The organism is Paraferrimonas sp. SM1919, from assembly GCF_010993985.1.
Lineage (GTDB): Bacteria > Pseudomonadota > Gammaproteobacteria > Enterobacterales > Shewanellaceae > SM1919.
In genome coordinates, this window is record NZ_WINH01000002.1 from 29,559 (window position 1) to 49,105 (window position 19,547).

17 protein-coding genes and 8 tRNA genes are annotated in these 19,547 nt (G+C 42.9%); 12 read left to right on the top strand and 13 right to left on the bottom strand.

The annotated features are described in order from the left end of the window. Positions 1-24: 24 nt before the first annotated feature. From fabV to pspF, 7 genes are all read right to left on the bottom strand, one after another. A complete protein-coding gene (gene fabV, locus GFB48_RS01260) occupies positions 25-1,227 on the bottom strand; it encodes an enoyl-ACP reductase FabV (RefSeq protein WP_163930377.1) in 1,203 nt (400 codons plus the stop codon). A 111-nt stretch (positions 1,228-1,338) separates the two neighbouring features. Beyond that, entirely contained in the window at positions 1,339-2,127 is a 789-nt protein-coding gene (locus tag GFB48_RS01265; RefSeq protein ID WP_163930379.1) for an ATP-binding cassette domain-containing protein, read from the bottom strand. Next, entirely contained in the window at positions 2,127-3,116 is a 990-nt protein-coding gene (locus GFB48_RS01270) for an oligopeptide/dipeptide ABC transporter ATP-binding protein (RefSeq protein ID WP_163930381.1), read from the bottom strand. Before GFB48_RS01270 ends, GFB48_RS01265 begins: the two co-directional genes overlap by 1 nt. Next, positions 3,116-4,009 carry an ABC transporter permease subunit gene (locus GFB48_RS01275; protein WP_163930383.1) on the bottom strand — a complete coding sequence of 298 codons (894 nt, stop codon included), beginning with the start codon at positions 4,007-4,009 and terminating at the stop codon, positions 3,116-3,118. Before GFB48_RS01275 ends, GFB48_RS01270 begins: the two co-directional genes overlap by 1 nt. Then, a complete protein-coding gene (locus GFB48_RS01280) occupies positions 3,996-5,027 on the bottom strand; it encodes an ABC transporter permease (protein WP_163930385.1) in 1,032 nt (343 codons plus the stop codon). The genes GFB48_RS01275 and GFB48_RS01280 overlap by 14 nt, the downstream gene beginning before the upstream one ends. Positions 5,028-5,030: 3 nt before the next feature. After that, positions 5,031-6,635, bottom strand: a complete 1,605-nt coding sequence (locus GFB48_RS01285) for an ABC transporter substrate-binding protein (protein ID WP_163930387.1) — start codon at positions 6,633-6,635, stop codon at positions 5,031-5,033. A 108-nt stretch (positions 6,636-6,743) separates the two neighbouring features. After that, positions 6,744-7,817 carry a phage shock protein operon transcriptional activator gene (gene pspF, locus GFB48_RS01290; protein ID WP_163930389.1) on the bottom strand — a complete coding sequence of 358 codons (1,074 nt, stop codon included), beginning with the start codon at positions 7,815-7,817 and terminating at the stop codon, positions 6,744-6,746. A gap of 171 nt (positions 7,818-7,988) precedes the next feature. Here pspF and pspA point away from each other — a divergent pair, with 171 nt between their 5' ends. The 5 genes from pspA to GFB48_RS01315 are packed head-to-tail and all read left to right on the top strand — an operon-like array spanning position 7,989 to position 11,714. Further along, on the top strand, positions 7,989-8,657 hold the full coding sequence (gene pspA / locus GFB48_RS01295) for a phage shock protein PspA (protein WP_163930391.1): 669 nt from the start codon (positions 7,989-7,991) through the stop codon (positions 8,655-8,657). A gap of 18 nt (positions 8,658-8,675) precedes the next feature. Next, the gene (pspB, locus tag GFB48_RS01300) at positions 8,676-8,912 is read left to right on the top strand and encodes an envelope stress response membrane protein PspB (protein ID WP_163930393.1); all 237 of its coding nucleotides are present in this window, start codon (positions 8,676-8,678) and stop codon (positions 8,910-8,912) included. Beyond that, complete coding sequence (gene pspC / locus GFB48_RS01305; RefSeq protein WP_163930395.1) at positions 8,902-9,291, top strand: envelope stress response membrane protein PspC; 390 nt, start codon at positions 8,902-8,904, stop codon at positions 9,289-9,291. Before pspB ends, pspC begins: the two co-directional genes overlap by 11 nt. Positions 9,292-9,300: 9 nt before the next feature. Then, the gene (locus GFB48_RS01310) at positions 9,301-10,740 is read left to right on the top strand and encodes a YcjX family protein (protein ID WP_163930397.1); all 1,440 of its coding nucleotides are present in this window, start codon (positions 9,301-9,303) and stop codon (positions 10,738-10,740) included. Then, complete coding sequence (locus GFB48_RS01315; RefSeq protein ID WP_163930399.1) at positions 10,737-11,714, top strand: YcjF family protein; 978 nt, start codon at positions 10,737-10,739, stop codon at positions 11,712-11,714. Before GFB48_RS01310 ends, GFB48_RS01315 begins: the two co-directional genes overlap by 4 nt. A gap of 218 nt (positions 11,715-11,932) precedes the next feature. On the opposite strand, the gene GFB48_RS01320 is transcribed toward GFB48_RS01315, so the two are convergent. The 4 genes from GFB48_RS01320 to GFB48_RS01335 all read right to left on the bottom strand — a co-directional run bounded on the left by GFB48_RS01320 (position 11,933) and on the right by GFB48_RS01335 (position 12,319). Beyond that, positions 11,933-12,008, bottom strand: a tRNA-Val gene (locus tag GFB48_RS01320). A 20-nt stretch (positions 12,009-12,028) separates the two neighbouring features. Further along, a tRNA-Val gene (locus GFB48_RS01325) sits at positions 12,029-12,104 on the bottom strand. Between the two features lie 43 nt (positions 12,105-12,147). Further along, positions 12,148-12,223 (bottom strand) — tRNA-Val (locus GFB48_RS01330). 20 nt (positions 12,224-12,243) lie between these two features. Continuing rightward, positions 12,244-12,319: transfer RNA gene (locus tag GFB48_RS01335), tRNA-Val, on the bottom strand. A gap of 377 nt (positions 12,320-12,696) precedes the next feature. Between GFB48_RS01335 and gltX the strand changes: the two genes are divergently transcribed. The 6 genes from gltX to GFB48_RS01365 all read left to right on the top strand — a co-directional run bounded on the left by gltX (position 12,697) and on the right by GFB48_RS01365 (position 15,716). Further along, on the top strand, positions 12,697-14,106 hold the full coding sequence (gltX, locus tag GFB48_RS01340; RefSeq protein WP_163930401.1) for a glutamate--tRNA ligase: 1,410 nt from the start codon (positions 12,697-12,699) through the stop codon (positions 14,104-14,106). Positions 14,107-14,203: 97 nt separating this feature from the next. Further along, positions 14,204-14,279 (top strand) — tRNA-Ala (locus GFB48_RS01345). A gap of 23 nt (positions 14,280-14,302) precedes the next feature. Continuing rightward, a tRNA-Glu gene (locus GFB48_RS01350) sits at positions 14,303-14,378 on the top strand. 50 nt (positions 14,379-14,428) lie between these two features. Next, a tRNA-Glu gene (locus tag GFB48_RS01355) sits at positions 14,429-14,504 on the top strand. Positions 14,505-14,529: 25 nt separating this feature from the next. After that, a tRNA-Ala gene (locus GFB48_RS01360) sits at positions 14,530-14,605 on the top strand. 676 nt (positions 14,606-15,281) lie between these two features. After that, entirely contained in the window at positions 15,282-15,716 is a 435-nt protein-coding gene (locus GFB48_RS01365) for an acyltransferase (RefSeq protein WP_163930403.1), read from the top strand. A gap of 68 nt (positions 15,717-15,784) precedes the next feature. Here the strand turns inward: GFB48_RS01365 and GFB48_RS01370 are convergent, their stop codons facing one another. Then, complete coding sequence (locus tag GFB48_RS01370) at positions 15,785-16,852, bottom strand: MBL fold metallo-hydrolase (RefSeq protein ID WP_163930405.1); 1,068 nt, start codon at positions 16,850-16,852, stop codon at positions 15,785-15,787. Between the two features lie 125 nt (positions 16,853-16,977). Here GFB48_RS01370 and GFB48_RS01375 point away from each other — a divergent pair, with 125 nt between their 5' ends. Further along, positions 16,978-18,309, top strand: a complete 1,332-nt coding sequence (locus tag GFB48_RS01375) for an MATE family efflux transporter (protein WP_163930406.1) — start codon at positions 16,978-16,980, stop codon at positions 18,307-18,309. A gap of 65 nt (positions 18,310-18,374) precedes the next feature. On the opposite strand, the gene GFB48_RS01380 is transcribed toward GFB48_RS01375, so the two are convergent. Further along, positions 18,375-19,478: a PQQ-dependent sugar dehydrogenase gene (locus GFB48_RS01380; RefSeq protein ID WP_163930408.1), complete on the bottom strand. Its 1,104-nt coding sequence runs from the start codon at positions 19,476-19,478 to the stop codon at positions 18,375-18,377. Positions 19,479-19,547: the final 69 nt, after the last annotated feature.

Genomic DNA, 19,547 nt, shown 5'->3' on the forward strand with positions numbered 1-19,547 from the left:
TGTGATGTTGCAATAGCAGACTAATTAGATGTCGGCTACGTCGAATTCAACTACAGGGTTAACGTCTGCTTCGTAATCTACGCCAGCAACGCCAAAACCAAACAGGCTTAGGAATTCTTCTTTGTACTGAATGTAATCAGTCACTTCGCTAAGGTTTTCAGTGGTCACTGTTGGCCATAGCGCAACACAGTGCTGTTGAATGTGCGCTTTTAGCTCCCAGTCATCAAGGCGTAGGCGGTTTTCGCTGTCGACTTCTGCCGCGCTGCCGTCAGCCTTGTATAAACGCTGGTGGAACATACGGTTAATTTGCTCGATGCAGCCTTCGTGTAGACCTTCTTCACGCATTTTCTTAAATACCATAGCAATGTACAGAGGCATTACTGGAATAGCAGAAGAGGCTTGAGTCACTACCGACTTAAGTACAGCAACGTTGGCTGAACCACCGATTTGCTGCATCTCATTATCGATAGCTTGAGCCGCACGGTCTAAATCTTTCTTCGCTTCACCTAGGGCACCTTCCCAGTAGATTGGCCAAGTGAGCTCGGTACCAATGTAGCTGTAAGCGACAGTCTTACAACCATCAGCAAGAACACCAGCATCTTTAAGTGCAGACATCCACAGTTCCCAGTCTTGACCACCCATTACAGTCACAGTATCAGCAATTTCTTGCTCGGTAGCAGGCTCTACAGACGCTTCAATGATGATGTCTTTGTTAGTGTCTACTGCGGTTGCAGTGTAAGTGTCACCAATTGGTTTAAGTGCCGAGCGGATCACTTCGCCACTGTCTGGCATTTTACGAACGGGTGAAGCCAGTGAGTAAACCACCATGTCAATTTGGCCTAGGTCAGCCTTGATGGTTTCAATGACTTTAGCTTTAGCTTCGTGGGAGAACGCATCACCATTAAAGCTTTTTGAGTATAAGCCTTCTTCTTTAGCAAATTTGTCAAATGCTGCACTGTTGTACCAGCCGGCAGTACCAGGCTTTTTCTCGGTACCTTGTTTTTCAAAGAAAACACCAATGGTTGCAGCACCGCCACCAAAGGCAGCAGTGATACGACTTGCTAAACCATAACCACTCGAAGAACCAACCACCAAAACACGTTTAGGAGCGTTAGTGATCTCGCCTTGAGATTTAACGTATGCAATTTGCTCGGCTACTTTATTTTCACAGCCTTTTGGGTGAGTCGTGGTACAAATAAAGCCACGGATCTTAGGTTTGATGATCATGAGTTAATTCCATATAAAAAATTGTGGTTAGCATAAGAGTTTCTGTGGGAAAACGCACCTATTTTCCGTGATATTAGGTCAATTGTCGCTAGTGGTAAGAGGACTCAAAGATTATAGACGTGCTTTCTCTAGTGCTTGTTGCTCTTCAATCAAACGTCGTGAGTATTCATGGTTAGGTTGCTCGAAAAGTTCGGCGGTAATACCGATATCGACGATTTCTCCATCTAGCATTACCATAGTGCGATCACTAATGTGCTTAATGATATTGAGATCGTGGCTGACAATAATAAATGACAGGCCATTTTGTTTCTGAAGTTCGAGCAATAATGCAATAATTTGTGCTCGTACTGACATGTCGAGCTCACTTAACGCTTCATCGGCAATAATAACCTTTGGGTCAAGCATTAGTGCTCGAGCAACCGCAACCCTTTGGCGTTGGCCACCACTGAGCATATTAGGGTAGTAATTGGCATAATCGGGCAATAGATCAACTTTGCGTAAGTTTTGTGCCACTAAACTTGCGCGCTGTTCTTCATTTAAATCAGTATTGAACCTAAGGGGTTCTTCTAATAATTCACCAATAGTCAGTTTAGGGTTCAAAGAAGTATTAGGATCTTGAAAAATCATCCTGATGAGCTGACATCGCTGTTTGTTATTACGACGTTCTAGGGGTTGGCCATCAAACAAGATCTCTCCTGAGCTGCGTGACTCTGCCCCAGCTAAAATTTTTGCTAGAGTGGACTTTCCTGAGCCCGTTTCTCCAACAATGGCTAAGGTTTCACCTTCAAATAATTCAAAAGAGGTGGGTTTTAGGGCTTGCAGATAATGCCGTTTAAAGCCACTGAACCCTTTAACAAATCTTTTGCTTAAATTGTTAACCTGTAAGATGGCTTTGGCCATTATGCTTGTTCCTTAATTGGGAAATGGCAACTGAGTAATCGGCCTTTTTTGCTTCTTGGACTCGGTGCATTAATGCATTGTTTTTGAGCTCTAGGGCAGCGCGGCCCTAGGCGGCAGCCTTTAGGCAAATTATCAATGGTAGGGATATTACCAGTGAGGGTATTACTGGCTTGAGTAATGTTGTTTTCCAACATCGCCATGGTGTTGAGTAATGCTTGGGTATAAGGGTGCTTAGCCGTTTGTTTTAAGTCTTCGGCACTGCCACTTTCCATTACTTGGCCACAATAAAGTACCGTTAACCGGTCACAGTAACGGCTCAATGAAGCAATATCATGGCTCACTAATAGGATAGAAATATTTTGCGTCTGATTGAGTTTCGAAAGCAACCGAATAATTTGTGCCTGGGTGCTACTTTCCATAGCACTAGTTGGTTCATCTGCAATCAATAGTTTTGGTTTATTTGCAAGCGCCATAGCGATCATGATTTTTTGGCATTCACCCTCGGACAACTCCCAGGAGTAGCTTTTCATTACCTTGTCGTGTTTTTTAATGCCGACCTTATGCAGCCATTGTCTGGCTTGATCTTTTTTAGGCTTTTGCCAAAACCACCGTTTTTTGTCTGATTTTGGCAAACATTCTTGTAATTGCTTTCCTATGGGAAGAGCGGGATCGAGAAAAGTAGAGGGTTCTTGAAAAATCATGGCGATCTCACGCCCCATCAGACTGCGCCTTTGACTGGATGATAACTCTTGTAGCTCAATGTCATTTTCTTGATATTTAAAGGTCATACGATCCGCGCTGACAACCCAGTTTTTTTCGTAAATACCAAGTATTGTTCTAGCAAGAATGCTTTTACATGAACCTGACTCACCCACAAGCCCATGAATTTGCCCTTCGGTTAAAGTCAGATTGACCTTGTCTAAAGCGGTAATGATCCCCTGATCGGTGTGAATTTCTACGGTTAAATTACGAATATCTAATAATGGCATTATTTACCTCCAGCTTTATTGAAGGCTCGGCGCAAGCCATCACCGACAAAATTGGTGGCCAATACGCTAAATAAAATGGCTAATCCAGGAATGGTCACAGTCCAAGGTGCATAAAGTAAGTTGGCTGCACCTTGGGATACCATTGCCCCCCACTCCACCGAGGGGCTTTGTGCACCCAAGCCTAAGAATCCAAGGGCAGCGATATCTAGAATGGCTGTTGAGAGCGCTAAGGTAATTTGTAAAATTAAGCTGTCCCAAACATTTGGCATAACGACATACCAGTAAATTTGTTGTCGATTGGCACCATCTAAGCGAGCTGCAGTCACATACTCTTTTTGCATCTCAGTATGAATGGTGTTGTGAATGTTACGAACAAACTGGGGAATTAACGTAAGACAAACCGCCCATAGAGTATTTTCTATGCCAGGGCCTGTGACAGCGACGATTAAGATAGCCAACAATAACGTGGGGATGGATAGTAAGGCATCAAGTAAATGAGACAAAATTGAAGATTTTACACCGCGAGTCATGCCTGAAATTGAACCGGTTATAAACCCCACAAATAAAGCAATATTGACAACCAGTAAAGCATTGCCAAAGGTTTGTGAGCTACCATGTATGAGTCTTGATAAAATATCCCTACCAAGTTCATCTGTTCCTAAAAAGAAATCAACTTGACCATTGGTGTTCCAAGATGGTGGCAGCAATTGAGCATGTAAATGTTGTTGCTCAGGCGGGTAGGGGCTGATCCAGGGGGCAAAAACCATGACTAAAGCCAGGATAATAAGCACCCATAAGCCAGCAATCGCAAGGGGGTTTTTAATGAACCTTGCCCAAGCTAATTGCAATGGCGTTGCAATGGCTTCATCCAGATAAATATCACCCCTTGCCATACAATTCTTTCCTGCTTAGTGGATTAAACCAAGTGTGAATAATATCGATTAAAATGGTACTCACAATGATAAATAACGATACAATTAACACCCCACCCTGAATCGCGGTGTAGTCCCTCTGATTAATCGCTGCTAACAGCCAACTGCCTATTCCCGGCCATGAAAATATGACTTCAGTAATAATGGCATAACTGGCAATCATTCCAAGTGAATTACCAAATTGCCTTAAAACTGGCAGTAGCGCGTTGGGCAATGCATGCTTAATAACGACTTGCAAGGAATTGAGCCCCCGAGCTTTAGCGGCACGAATATAATTTTGTGACATTACCTCGATCATGGCATTGAACGTTGCACGAGTAATGATGGCAAGGGGCAGTAATGCAAGAGTAAGGGTAGGCAGTACCAAGTGTCGTAGAGCATCGTTTAAAGCAAACCATTTTAGCTCACTGTCGGAGAGTATGCAGTCGATCACTAGAAAGCCGGTGACCGGCTCAATTTGATAGAGTAAGTTTTGCCGCTCAGACACGGGAAACCAATCAAGTTCAATTCCAAACCATAAGCTCAAACTAATGCCTAGCCAAAAAACGGGCACTGAATAAGCCGTGATAGTGGCGGATAAGATCGCATCTTGCCAGAATTTAGAATGGATCATGGCAGCGAACACCCCTATCGGGATCCCTAACAAGGTGGCTAAAAATAGTGAGTAAAACCCTAGCTCTAACGACGCCGGTAGCACTTGCTGTAATTCGGAAGAAATTTCAATTTGGGTGGTGATAGATAAGCCAAAATCACCACTTAATCTTTGCTTGATATAGAAATAGAACTGTTCTAGATTCGATTTTTCTAGACCATAGTCGAGCTGCACTTGCTGGAGATGCTCGGCGCTAGGATTGAGTTTGCCGGTTAGCGCTTCTTGAGGACTTGTCGGCAAGGATTTAGTGGTAATAAATAACACTAAAAAAAGCGCCAGCGTTGTAGCAATTAACAAGTTAAGTCTTTTAAGTAAATATACTAACAAAGTTTAATCCTGATCCCTGGTTTTAAATACCTTGTCTAAACTGATCCCACTAAAAGAATCGATTTCAAGGCCATGTACATTTTTATGGGAAAGCAACAAACGTTCACCATGGCCGATATAAGACATTGGCTTTTGTTGTTCTAAAATTTGATGCGCTTGTAAGTAAAGTTGGTATCTTAGTTGTTTATCATTGCTCTTGGCAGCCTGTTGCAATAACTTTTCAAAAGCTAGGTGACACCATTTAGAACGGTTATTACCTGATGCAATTGCGGCGCAACTCAGGGTTGAGCTGAAAAAATTATCAGGGTCGGCATTATCCGCGCTCCAACCTAACAGTGCGGTATCGTAATTTCCTTCGTTCAGTTTTCCTAGAAAGACACTCCAGTCGTAACTTACGATTTGAGCTTGGATGCCGATTTTAGCTAAATCTTGAGTAATTAACTCAGCTGTGCGGTAGGCATTAGGATTATAAGCTCTAGCAACGTTAGGAACCCAAATATTAATATTTAGGTTATCGATACCGGCCTCGGTTAATAACGCTTTCGCGGTTATCGGATCAAAGCTCTGGGTGGGCGCGGTCTTAGGATGTGCCCAGGATAATGGAGGTAACAAACTGTAGGCAATTTGCCCAGTTTTTCCATAGACACTGTCAATAATCGCTTTTTTGTTAATTGCTAGGTCTAGTGCCTGTCTTACCTTAGGGTTATCCAATGGTGGGCGCTCAGTATTGAAACTCCAAAAAGCCACATTTAAATCAGGTCGATTGACGGTTTTGACCTTTTTTGATGTCTCTAATAGTTTTGCTTCCCTTGCTTGTGGCAGCGCTGATAGGTCACAATCGCCACTGACTAATTTGGCCAGACGTCTGGTTGAATTAGGAGTGATATCAAATACTAAGTGTTTGGTGCTGGCGACAGTTTTGAAATAGTTATCATGGCGTTGATAGCGGATAAATTGATTTTTATTATATTCGATAAAGCGGTATGGACCAGTACCTATAGGCATTTGTGAAAAAGCCATAATATTGTTTTGCTGCTGCAATAAATCAGCATATTCCTTGGAAAGGATCACTGCAAAAGCACTCGCTAGGTTACTTAAAAAAGTGACATCGGGTTGGGCTAAGGTGAATTTTACTTGCTGTGGTGAAAGTGCCTCAACATCTATTAAATTTTGTAAAATACCGAGACCTTGGAAGAAAGGGTATTGACCTAAACCCTCATTATAAAAAGGATGATTGTTGTCTATCATTCTTTGAAAACTAAATACAACATCATCAGCATTGACGGTGCGGCTGGGGGTAAATAGTTCGTTATGATGAAACTTAACATCATCTCTAAGGTGAAAGACATACTCGGTTAATGAGGCGTTTATTTGCCAGTGGGTTGCGAGTTCAGGAACAAAAGCAGCTTCTTTAGGGGAGTAACTCAATAATGAGTTATATAAATGTAATGCTGTGGCATCAAGGGTTGTGCCAGAGGTGGTTTGTTGAGGATTAAAGGCCTCAGGATTCCCTTCAAGGCAATACACAAGACCACTTGGTGACTGCCCGGATTGAGGGCTACAGGCAGCTAAAATTATGAGTAAAGAAGAAACCAGCAGCTGGCGCATTGCTAACATATCTAATTGAATGTCATGAATAATACTTAAGTGTATCTGTATGGGTTAAGTTGGACAATAAAATTTCAGCAAAATTACCCAAGTTAACCACCAATTCAGTTAAATATTGTCAAAAAGATTGTATTTTTTTAGGATGCCACGCAACTGGTGATAAGTAAGCCCCAAAGATTGGGCGCATTTCTTTTGATTAAATTGACTTTGCTCTAAGGCCTGTTTAAGTATTTGTACTTCATAGTCTTGCAGGTGCTGTTTGATATCCATGGGTAAAGTCATGTCGTGAGTTGGCGTTTGACTAGGGGGCGTTTGCTGCATCTCTTCAGTTGTTAGCGGTTGTGCATTTGTGGCTACTTGAATTTGCCTATCTTGGGTTTTTACTCGAGCCTGAGGGCGAAAAGGGCTTTCAAAAGGATCTAATATAATATTGTGCACTGGCGTGTAAGCATTACCATGGCGGTACACGCTTCGTTCAACCACATTTTTTAATTCCCTGATGTTTCCTGGCCAATGATAACTGAGTAAGCTTTGTTTGGCGGTTTTACTAAAGCCCGAAAACATTTCCAATTGCAGCTGCTGGGTCATGTTCATAGCAAAGTGTTCTGCCAGTAACAGAATGTCTTCTTGTCTTTCTCGTAATGGTGGTAAGTTGATCACATCGAAAGCAAGCCTATCGAGTAAATCAGCCCTAAATTCCCCAGCCTCCGCTAAAGAAGGCAAGTCTTCGTTGGTAGCACAGACTAAGCGGACATCGGTTTTAACGGTTTTAGCGCCACCCACCCGCTCGAATTCACCATATTCAATGACGCGCAATAGTTTTTCTTGGACTAAACCCGAGGTGTTGGCCAATTCATCTAAAAACAGTGTGCCATGGTTTGCCCTCTCAAAGCGACCCTCATGGCGTTTGCCAGCGCCCGTGAAGGCGCCACTTTCATGACCAAATAATTCACTCTCTAATAGGTTTTCATTTAGCGCTGCGCAGTTTAAAGTAATATAGTTTTGATCCCAACGTTCTGATAAATAATGTAAACGTGCAGCAATAAGCTCTTTGCCGGTTCCGCGTTCGCCAATAATTAATACAGGTTTATTTAAAGGTGCTATTTGTGAGACTTGCTCAAGGACTTCTAAAAAGGCATTGGATTCACCTAGTAAATTATCTTGTTTTTTATTTATTGGCATTGTTGGTGGTCTATGTGACTAATAATTAGTGAGATTTATAGTAGTGAAATTTACCACCCATTGTAAACAAAATTTTAAATTTTAATAAAATCAATGGGTTGTGGTTTTGTGTAAAGTTGGCATGAAATCTGAAGGATAAGTGTGAATTCAACTAACTGAAGGAATTTTATTATGGGTATTTTTTCTCGTTTTGCAGATATTGTTAATTCCAATATCACTTCAATTTTAGATAAAGCAGAAGATCCTGCAAAAATGGTTCGTCTGATCATCCAAGAGATGGAAGACACCTTAGTAGAAGTTCGCTCAACTTCAGCTAAAGTATTAGCAGAAAAGAAAGAAGTGGCACGCCGCATTGAGCGTCTAAACGAGCAAGCCAACGATTGGCAGGCAAAAGCAGAGCTAGCACTTTCAAAAGATCGTGAAGACCTAGCCCGCAGCGCGCTCATTGAAAAGCAAAAGCTGTCAGACAACGCTGAAATGCTGACTCATGAGTTAGAAGTGATCGATCAGCAATTAGCTAAGCTTAAAGAAGAGGTATCCACCCTTCAAGACAAGTTGGCGGATGCCAAGGCACGTCAAAAGTCGATCATTATGCGTCAGCAAACCGCGACTTCGCGTTTAGATGTTAAGCGTACGCTGGATCCATCTAAAATTGATAAAGCAATGAATCGCTTTGACCAATATGAAAGCCGTATTGAAGGCATTGAAGCTCAAGTTGAGTCATACGAAATGGGCAACAAGACTTTAGCCGATGAATTTGCCGAGCTAGAAGCCCAAGAAAGTATTAATTCTGAGCTTGAGGCATTAAAGCAAAAATTAGCAAAAGATAAACAAGCTTAACCAGAATAGGAGGAGGTGATGAATATGGATGTGTTAATAGTACCATTAATTGTGTTTATGGTGATTGTCGCTCCTTTATGGCTAATACTGCACTATAGATCAAAAAAACAGGTCGGCAAGGGCTTCTCAGATGAAGAGTACCAACAGCTTAATGAACTTGCGAGCCGAGCAGAAAAAATGGCTGAAAGAATTGAAACCTTAGAAGCCATTTTGGATGCAAACTCTCCACAATGGAGGACGAAGCATGAAAATTAAAGGCGGACATTTATACCGTGACAGTGTGAATTCCAAAGTCGCGGGTGTGTGTTCTGGTATCGCTCACTACTTTGGCTGGGAAGTCTGGTTAGTACGTGTAATTTGGGCTTCGGCTGTGTTACTTGGCTGGTTTTCAGGCTTACCATTCTTAGCTTACTTAGTGCTGTGGATGGTGTTGGATAAAAAACCATTATCAGCACCAGAGCTTAACCAATCGATAGAAGTTAAAACTAAGTTTTGGCAAGCGGGCGAGCCGCCACTAAAGGCGCTAAGAGACATTAATGGTCGCTTTCGATCGCTTGAATTACGCTTACGCTCAATTGAACGCCATGTCATTGATGACTCTTATCAGCTAAGACAAGAGATTAATAAGCTTTAAGGAGCTTAATTGAAAAGCAGTAAACTTGATGCAATATTGGCTAAAGGTAAACAGCTTGGCGCTGCTGCAAAAGAGCAGGGCCAGCAGACCTTAGCCAAAGGCCAAGCCAAACTTCAACAAAGCCTGAATGGACACTTGGCCATTGCCGTAACTGGCCTCTCTGGCGCGGGTAAAACCACCTTTATTACCGCCCTAGTGCACCAATTATTAAACTTTGATAAGGCTATACTGCCTTTATTTGAAGCAGCACTTGATGGCAGAATTTTGGCGGTGAAAAGAAGCCCTCAGGCTGATCCTTGTATTGCCAGTTTTAATTATTCAAGTGCTATTGAGTCTTTGATGGCAGCATCCCCAAAGTGGCCACAAGCCACCGCAGGCACTAGCCAGTTGAGACTGCAAATTGACTACCAACCCAATAGCAGGCTTAGGATTTTTTCTAGCCAGTCACTGATGCTCGATATTTGCGACTATCCAGGAGAGTGGTTATTAGATCTTGCTATGTTGGATCAAGATTTTGATACTTGGTGCGACTACATAGACAGTAATCTTAAGCAACTTGAACAGGCTAGGTTTAATCGCAAACCAGACGCAATTGGTCATTTAATTAACTCATTTTATGATGCCAGAGCTGCACTCGTAGAAGGCACTGATGAGGCTGTTTTACGGGTTGCCAAAATCTATCAGCAGTTATTAATGGCGCTAAAAAGCCAAGGTCTGTGTTACTTGCAGCCGGGGAGGGCATTGGTGCCCCATCAGTTATTAGATTCTCCAGTAATCAGTTTTTTCCCAGTTAGCCCTGATGCTGATCAAAGCATCAAATTAATGCTTAGTGATCGCTTTGAACAGTATAAACAAACGGTGATACTGCCTTTTTACAGAGATTATTTTGAACGCTTTGATAGGCAACTGATTTTAGTTGATTGCTTAACCCCACTTGCTGCTGGAAAAATGCAGTTTAATCAACAGTTACAGGCTTTGACGGGCATTTTTCAACATTTCCAATATGGCAAACAGTCTTGGTTAAGTCGCTGGTTTTCCTCTCAATATGAACAGCTTAATTTAGTGGCGACGAAAGCCGATCATATTGATGCAGAACAAAGAGATAAGTTGGTTTTATTGCTAGAAAAAATGCTATACAGCCAAATTGAACAAAGCAAGCTTACTGGTGCTAAAGTAGAGTTACAGGCGATCGCCTCGGTACGCGCAAGTACTGACGGCACTGCTAATTATCAGGGAAAATCTTATCCAAGCTTAACCGCAAAAACCCTTAATGCAGAGCAGAAACACTTTAATCCAGGGCAATTACCCGATGGCTTACCGGATGATGATTACTGGCAAAGCCCAAGTTTTAAAATGTACCCATTAGCGCCTGCTAAAAGTGAACAAACTTGTTTAGGGCATATCGGCTTAGATGCCCTTTTACAAAGTTTAATTGGAGATAAATTATGAAGCAGGGGCCGTTGGAGTTTGATACTAATACTGACAAGCAAATACCTAAAACCACAGCACTTGAATTTGATAATGCTCAGCAATTACAACAACAAATAATAGCCACTCAAGCTCAAACGATAAATAAACAAACAAAACCTAGAAAGTTATGGCGCCTTTTTGTTGGTTCTACTTTGATGTTAACCATTTGGCAGCTAACAGAATCATTAATATTGGCTTGGCAAAATCCGCTTTACTTCACTTTACTGGTCACGGTTGTCGCAAGTTTTTGTCTGTTAGTGGCAAAAATTTTTTGGCGAGAAGCAAAGGCATTAAAGGCCTTAAAGCAACAACAAGCTAGTGCTAATGATCCTGCTGGTGTAGTAAAACAATTGGCCATAATACCCGGGATTGATAAGGGTGAATTTGCTCATTTAAAAGCCAATATTCAGCAACACGCACAGATCGCTGGCAAGTTTGCACTGATAGATAGATACATCAACCAAACGATCGATAACAAGGCCTTAAAAATAGTGTCTGAGCAGTCTTTAGCCACGGCGACTTTAGTTGGTTTAAGCCCTATCGCCTTTATTGATGGCCTAAGTATTATTTGGCGTAATCATAAAATGATTTCGCAATTGGCTGATTGTTATGGTTTACAGCTAGGTTATTGGAGTCGAGTAAAGTTATTAAGGCAATTGCTAAATAATGCCATTTATGGCGCTAGTACTGAATTAATGCTCGATGTGGCGTCACAAACCATATCCATGGAGCTCACTTCTAAATTATCTTTAAGGTTTGCTCAGGGCGTTGGTGCGGGTTTACTTACCGCTAAGCTAGGTTTAGCTTGTATGCAACAATTGAGACCTCTGCCATTTAGCAAGCAAACCACCCCATCATTAACTCAAGTGCATTCGAATTTGTTGACGCAATTGAAGCAAAAAATATTAATGCCGAAATCTCAAAAAAATATGGCAGCCCAAGACCAAGAGTAAGCCAGCACTTGATTTGACATCATGTAATTTATGGCAACTTAACACATAGCCACTATCTAAGGTGCATCAAGGTTGGAGCAGCCAATAGTTTTGTGATGGTGTAATGGGATGTCTGCAAGGGATTATGCTAAATCTGAGATAGCAAAAAATCACCAAATATTTTGATGTGCTCTAGAAGTCAATTAGGATTTTTAGAAGGGTAAATAAAACAGCAGCGGTGGTGGGCGATACTGGGCTCGAACCAGTGACCCCATCCTTGTAAGGGATGTGCTCTCCCAGCTGAGCTAATCGCCCGCTGGCTGTTTTGTTAGGATTGGTGGGCGATACTGGGCTCGAACCAGTGACCCCATCCTTGTAAGGGATGTGCTCTCCCAGCTGAGCTAATCGCCCAATCCTAAGGGAGAATGTTCGACACTTTAGTAAAACAGCAGCGTGGTGGGCGATACTGGGCTCGAACCAGTGACCCCATCCTTGTAAGGGATGTGCTCTCCCAGCTGAGCTAATCGCCCGCTGACTGTTGTACTAGGAGTGGTGGGCGATACTGGGCTCGAACCAGTGACCCCATCCTTGTAAGGGATGTGCTCTCCCAGCTGAGCTAATCGCCCTCTTCACTAGGAGCAATGAAATTCGGTAACCCTGTGCTTCATTGCGGAGTCGTATTATAGGCATGCGCCCAAATGTGTCAACGATTAATTTAATTAAAATTACTGCATGATTATAAAACCAACAAGCACTAAGATCGAGTTAAAACTTTGGGGCGTTTTTGTCGGATCGATCTACTCTTATTGTTTTAGTCAATATTACTACGCCAACTAAAGGGCTTTCGCTTTAAATTCTTGTCTACTATTTATATGGAAATGAAAACTCAGAAAAGATGGGGGTAGTGTGGATTTTGTGCTTTTTGATTAAGCAATAGATTGCTACACTACGCGGCAAAATTGAAATAGCCTTTTTAGGCACAAAATTTAAGGTATTTGTCCAAATGACAGTTAAGACTCGTTTTGCACCTAGCCCAACCGGTTTCCTACACGTTGGTGGTGCCCGTACAGCTCTATATTCTTGGTTACATGCACGTCATGCAAAAGGTGAATTCGTATTACGAATTGAAGACACTGACCTAGAACGCTCAACTCAAGAAGCGATTGATGCGATTATGGAAGGTATGGAATGGTTAGGTCTAACTTGGGATGAAGGCCCTTACTATCAGACTAAACGTTTTGATCGTTATAAAGAGTTAATTGCTAAGTTAGAAGACGAAGGCAAAGCCTATAAGTGTACTTGTTCCCGTGAGCGCTTAGATGCCCTTCGTGAAGAGCAGATGGCAAACGGTGAAAAACCTCAATACGATGGTAAATGTCGCGATCTTAATTTACAAGATATCGAAGGCGATTATGTAGTACGTTTTCGAAACCCAACGGAAGGTTCAGTAGTATTTGACGACTATGTTCGTGGTCGTATTGAATTCCAAAACACCGAGCTTGATGATCTTATTATCCTGCGTTCAGACGGTTCACCTACTTATAACTTCTGTGTAGTAGTCGACGATTGGGATATGGGTATTACCCAGGTGGTTCGTGGTGAAGACCATGTCAACAATACGCCTCGCCAAATTAACATCCTAAAAGCACTTGGCGCACCAGTACCAGAGTACGCTCACGTTGCGATGATTTTAGGTGACGACGGTGCCAAGCTTTCAAAGCGTCATGGTGCAGTAGGGGTTATGCAGTACCGTGATGATGGCTACTTACCAGAAGCACTACTTAACTACCTTGTGCGTTTAGGTTGGTCCCACGGCGATCAAGAGATCTTCTCTATTGAAGAAATGATTGAGCTATTTAAGTTAGGTGACATCAACAAAGCCGCTTCAGCATTTAATACTGAAAAGCTACTTTGGTTGAACCAACACTACATCAAAAACTCTGACCCTAAATATGTGGCTAAGCACCTTGAGTGGCACATGCAGGATCAAAATATCGATACCACTAACGGCCCAGCCTTAGAAGATATCGTTGTGGCACTATCAGAGCGTGCACAAACCCTAAAAGAATTAGCCGCTAGCAGCCGTTACTTCTATGAAGATTACCAAGAGTTTGATGCTGCTGCAGCTAAAAAGCACCTACGTCCAGTGGCAAAAGCACCACTTGAACTGGTACAAAGTAAACTTGCAGCCATCACGGATTGGACCGCTGAAAATATTCAAGCCGCTATTGCTGCAACGGCAGAAGAACTTGAACTAGGCATGGGTAAGGTGGGTATGCCATTGCGTGTTGCAGCCACTGGTGCAGGCCAGTCACCATCGCTAGATGTGACCTTGCTCCACATTGGACAATCAAGAAGTGTAGAAAGGATCAACAAAGCGGTTAATTTTATAGCAGATAGAGAAAATTCTTAAAAAACGGGTTGACTCTTTGGGCACTGCCCCCTAGAATGCGCTCCGCACTCAAGGACAACTTTTAAATAGGTTGACTTGAGTATGAAGGAACAGAAAGGGGGCTATAGCTCAGCTGGGAGAGCGCTTCGCTGGCAGCGAAGAGGTCCACGGTTCGATCCCGTGTAGCTCCACCACTTTCTGTTTTTTTCGTCTTTGCGTCCCCTTCGTCTAGAGGCCTAGGACACCGCCCTTTCACGGCGGTAACAGGGGTTCGAATCCCCTAGGGGACGCCACTAATTCAACTCGTGATACCGAGTCTAAACAGTATCAACTTAGTCCATGGGTCCCCTTCGTCTAGAGGCCTAGGACACCGCCCTTTCACGGCGGTAACAGGGGTTCGAATCCCCTAGGGGACGCCACTACTAACTAAAATTATAAAGTTTTGGGGCTATAGCTCAGCTGGGAGAGCGCTTCGCTGGCAGCGAAGAGGTCCACGGTTCGATCCCGTGTAGCTCCACCAATACTTCGGAAAAGCCGCTAACGTTTGTTAGCGGCTTTTTTCGTTTTATAGGATTTCATCCTATGATCTGATCTTTTTTCCATTCTGCTCTTTAGGTTTAACCGTTTTTAGCTGTTTTGTTCCTGTCACGTACTTGCAGGGCTGCCGGCAGCAGGTCAGGGGAAGCCAACAGCTTGTTACTTCAGGCATCCATGCCTTACGCCCTTCGGGTCTGCTAAAGCAGCTCAAAGTTGTTCCAGACAGCTTTGTCCCCGCACCCCCTGAGCCGCCCTTAACTTTGCTTAACCAGAATTTTCAATCGTCACTACGCTGACGGCGGATTATTCCAGGCATCCTGCCTTCCACCCTTCGGGCCAGCTAAAGCTGTTAAAATTTGTTCCAAACAAATGTTTCGCCTTCATTCGATACATCCTTGTACCTCACCCTACGGGCAGCTTCGCTGTGCAAATAGGCTATCCATGCCTATTTGTCCATGGCTCAAACTAACCTTAAAAGTCATCCATGACTTTTACAGCTATTCCTCAATCAAATTCTTCGCAAAGTGAAAGGGGAATTCTGAGTAGCAGGACGTAATTCGTATTTCTTTAACATCTATAGATAGCTTGTCTTCTACATTCTGAATTGTTAGTTTCAAGGGGATGGAGATCTTACTGGAATAGCTTGCAAGCTTAATACAATGAAAAATACGACTTTATCTGAATATGTGAAGCGACGGAGTGGGGTGGCGCTAGGTGGTAAAGGCGCCTTGTCTGCCATGCTTAAGCGATCTATGGGGGCTGGTAATTTCGGGGGCTTTTGGCGGTTTTGGAACCCGGTGTGGAGTTATTACCTGTCTAGGTTTGTTATGCGGCCGCTGGCGGTTGTGCTGCCAAATAGCTTAGCGATTCTGGTTACTTTTATGGTCAGTGGGGCATTGCACGATGTTGCGGTGTCTTTGATAAAATGGCAGCTAATTTTTGTTTGCACCCCTTGGTTTACACTGATGGGAATTACGGTGCTTTTAACCAGCAAGGTAAGCTACCTAAGCTATAACTTCCCTATAAGAGCCTGTATTAACTTTGGTTTTATTGCGTTGTGCTATTTTATTTCAGCCCAACTCCAGCGTATATAAATAGACGGATTATCAGGAAAAAATAACAGTTATCTTGATGATCCGTAATCTGAAAGTGCCATACAGCCTTAAAACTTAACCTGTTCGCCTTCATTTAAAATATACAAAGGTACATTTGGGTACATGGTTTTGGTATGCATTAATCTAAACAACGCAGAATGACTGCTGTGATCGCCCATTTTCCAACTGTTGTTACCATAGCCAAAGGGGATCATGACTTTACAGTTAAGTTCGGTAGCCGCTTGCAGCGAATCCTCTGGTGTTAAGTGCACATAGCGGTACCATTTAGAATATTGCTCGTGGTGATAAGAAGCGATAGGGATTAAACAGATATCCATATCGCCATAGCGTTTATGGATGTTTTTAAAATGCGGCGAGTAGCCAGTATCACCGGCAAAGAATAATTTTTTGCCTTGCTGCTCTATGATCCAGCCTCCCCATAGCACCTTATTATGATCCTCATATAGGTAGGGCACTTCAATCCGTGAGTTAAAGTGATGGGCGGGCACAAAATGTATCTTGGTATCTGCAATCTGATAATGACTGTACCAGCTCATATCAAAAATTTGGTAGCCACCATTATCAAAATGCTCGCTGGTGCCCATAGGCACAAAGTAGCGGGCTTGGTTGCCAATGTCGTTGATATCCCCCTTGTGAAAGTGGTCGTAATGCAGGTGGGAATACATTACGCCATCTAAAGCATCTATCTCAGCTTGGCTGGGCCAATTGCCAGGCTGACGGTTAAAGCCCTCGGTGAGTTTGAATGCCCAGTTTACTGGCCAATCAAACTGTTCTTTTACCGGATCAAATAAGAAACTCTGTTGACCCGCTTTAATATAAAAGCTGGCGTGGCCTAACCAACGCACACTAAAGGGAGTATCAAGCTGCGGCATTGTCTGCTGAGCCACAAACCGACAATTTTCTTGCTTAGCACGGCATTTAATTGCTGGCGTGTTTGGATAGCAGTTGTCAGTGCAGTTTTTGGGGTATTGTTGGTCACCTGAGAATAAGTTTTTATAGCGTTGCTTATCATCAGTTTTAGGTGACGCTGGCAGTACTTTAGAATTAATCACAGTGACTTGATTGCTACTGCAGGCACTTAGCATTACGCACAGCAGTAGAATAATAATACGCATAGGTTTGTCCATAAACTTTTATAGCTTCAGTATAAATAAATCTTTATAAGAATTATATGTCCTTGGTTAGTTTAGGATCTTTAAGCTTATGCTAAAATCGCTTTTTTGTTTGCTGAGCAGTAATCATGGCCGATCCCTTAAAAGGTTCCATCTTTTCTATTTTCATACGTTATGCCTTGCCCTCTGCGTTGGGTATGTTGGCGGTATCCTCTTCTGCGATTGTTGATGGCATTTTTGTCGGCAATTACATAGGTTCTGATGCCTTAGCGGCGGCGAATTTTTCCATGCCAGTGTTTACCTTTATTTTCGGCCTTAGCTTGATGATTTCAGTTGGCGGCTCGGTGATTGCGGGCAAACAAATTGGCGAGGGCAATCCTAAGGCGGCCACCCAAACCTTTATGGCGATTGTGGTTTCAACCCTAATGCTGACTTTGGGATTAGGCACCCTAAGCCTGATCTTTATGGATGGCTTGGTGACTATGCTGGGTGCTAAGGATAACAGCGCTGATTTACTTGGCCAATATTTAGATATTGTACTGTTGTTTAGCCCTGTTATTGGGCTTTCCACCGTGTTGATGTACTTCGTGCGGGTAGATAATAATCCCAATTTAATGGGGCTGGCCACGGTAGCCAGTGCCTTTACCAATATTGGCTTAGATTATGTGTTGATAGTGCTGTTAGAGCAGGGCATGTTTGGTGCGGCATTGGCAACCGGTATTAGCCAAGTAATAGCATTGCTAATCCTATTGGTGCACTTTAATCGTAAGCAAAGGGTGTTAGCGTTTGTGCGCCCTGTTAAGGTGTGGCACACCTTAAAAGCGTCTTGCTTTAATGGCGTGTCTGAATTCGGCAATGAAGTCTCGGCTGGTATTACCGCATTAATTTTTAACTGGGTACTGATGACTCGTATTGGCGTGGATGGCGTTGCGGCCTATGCGGTGATTAACTATTTATGTTTCATTGGTATTGTGCTGAGCTTTGGGATTAGTGACTCACTGCAGCCGATTATTTCTAAAAACTATGGCGCAGGCTATGCCGATAGGGTCACCAGCTTTATTAAGGTCGCTTGTATTAGTGCATTTAGCATTGGTTTAGGGGTGAGCGTGGCGTTAACCTTCTTCCCGCAGACGTTAATTGAATTGTTTTTAGATGAGGCCAGTGCCCAGTCAATCAGTATTGCTAATCAGTTTGCAGGGTATATTTGGCCGGCATTTTTGTTTAATGGCATCAATATTGTGTTGTCAGGCTATTTAACGGCGATGCACCAGCCCATTCCTTCAGCCGCTATTTCATTGCTTCGTAGCTTTATTTTACCGGCCAGTTTGTTGATTACCTTGCCATTATTGTTCGGCAACACGGGCATTTTTATGGTGCTAGCCATCACCGAGTTGTTAACCTTTGTCGTCGCGATTTGGTTGACCTTAAAGTTTTCACCAAGCAAGATTATGCAGAAATAAAAAACGGCCAGTCGATTGACTGGCCGTTTTTGTTTTAGATAATGTTAGTGCTTGTTAAATAAGGGCTACTTAACCTGAATCAGTTTACCGCTGTCGGTCACAAAGATAAGGTTATTGCTACTATCGACTAAGACATCACGCAGACGATCGTCCAGCTCTTTTAGGGCGATTTGTTGATGGTAATTGCCGTCGCTAGAAATCACCCGTAATTGTTTAAATTTCAGTGTAGTAGTGAGCAGTGATTGACTCCAAGGGCTGTCATCCTTGGCGCTATAGTGGGCCAGTGACGATGGCGCAATGGATGGTGTCCAGTTTATCTTAGGGTCAATCATACCCGGCAAACTGGTGTCATCGGTAATGGTGGTGAAGTTATAATTCACCCCATAGGTCGCTTTTGGCCAACCATAGTTGTTACCCGCTTCAATAATGTTTAGTTCATCGCCACCCCTTGGGCCATGCTCATTGGCATAAAGGGTATTGGTTTGTTTATCAAAGATTAAGCCTTGAGGGTTGCGATGCCCATAGCTGTAAATAGCATCACTAAATGGTGTCTTGCCAATAAAAGGGTTGTCTTTAGGGATGCTACCGTCGCTCTTAATGCGGATGATTTTTCCTAAATGACTATCAAGTTGTTGGGCATCTTCCATATGGAGATAAGCATCGCCTACTGGCATCACTAGGGTGTCGTTATTTAAAAACTCAATGCGACCGCCATAATGGTAGCTGCCTTTTTTAAGGGGCATGGCCTTAAACAGTTTTTCAACGTTAATCAGTGCGGTTTGCTGTTTATTTAGCTGGGCTCGAATAAGTTGGGTGCCATTGTTGTCTTGATTGCCCGCAGCAAAGCTAAAATATAGCCAGCCATTGTCCGCGTAATTGGGATCTAAGCTGACATCAAGCAGACCACCTTGCCCCTGATCAAAGACGCTTACAGGGAAAACGATAGGTGCGGATAATTTACCATCATTAAATAGTCTGATTTGGCCGCTTCTTTCAGTAATGATGTATTGTTCAGGGCTCAGTTCGGCTACGGCCCAGGGTCTATCAAGATCAGTGGCTAGAGTAATGACTTGGTATTTACTCGTAGCAATTTGTGGTAACTCGGTTCCGGCTTGGCTAGCACAGCCAGAAATAATTGCTGATGCGGCGAATACTTTGAAGTATTTCATAATTTAGTTCCATTAAAAAATAGCTGATTTAAACTTGATACTAAGATAATACAAAACTCTATAATTTAA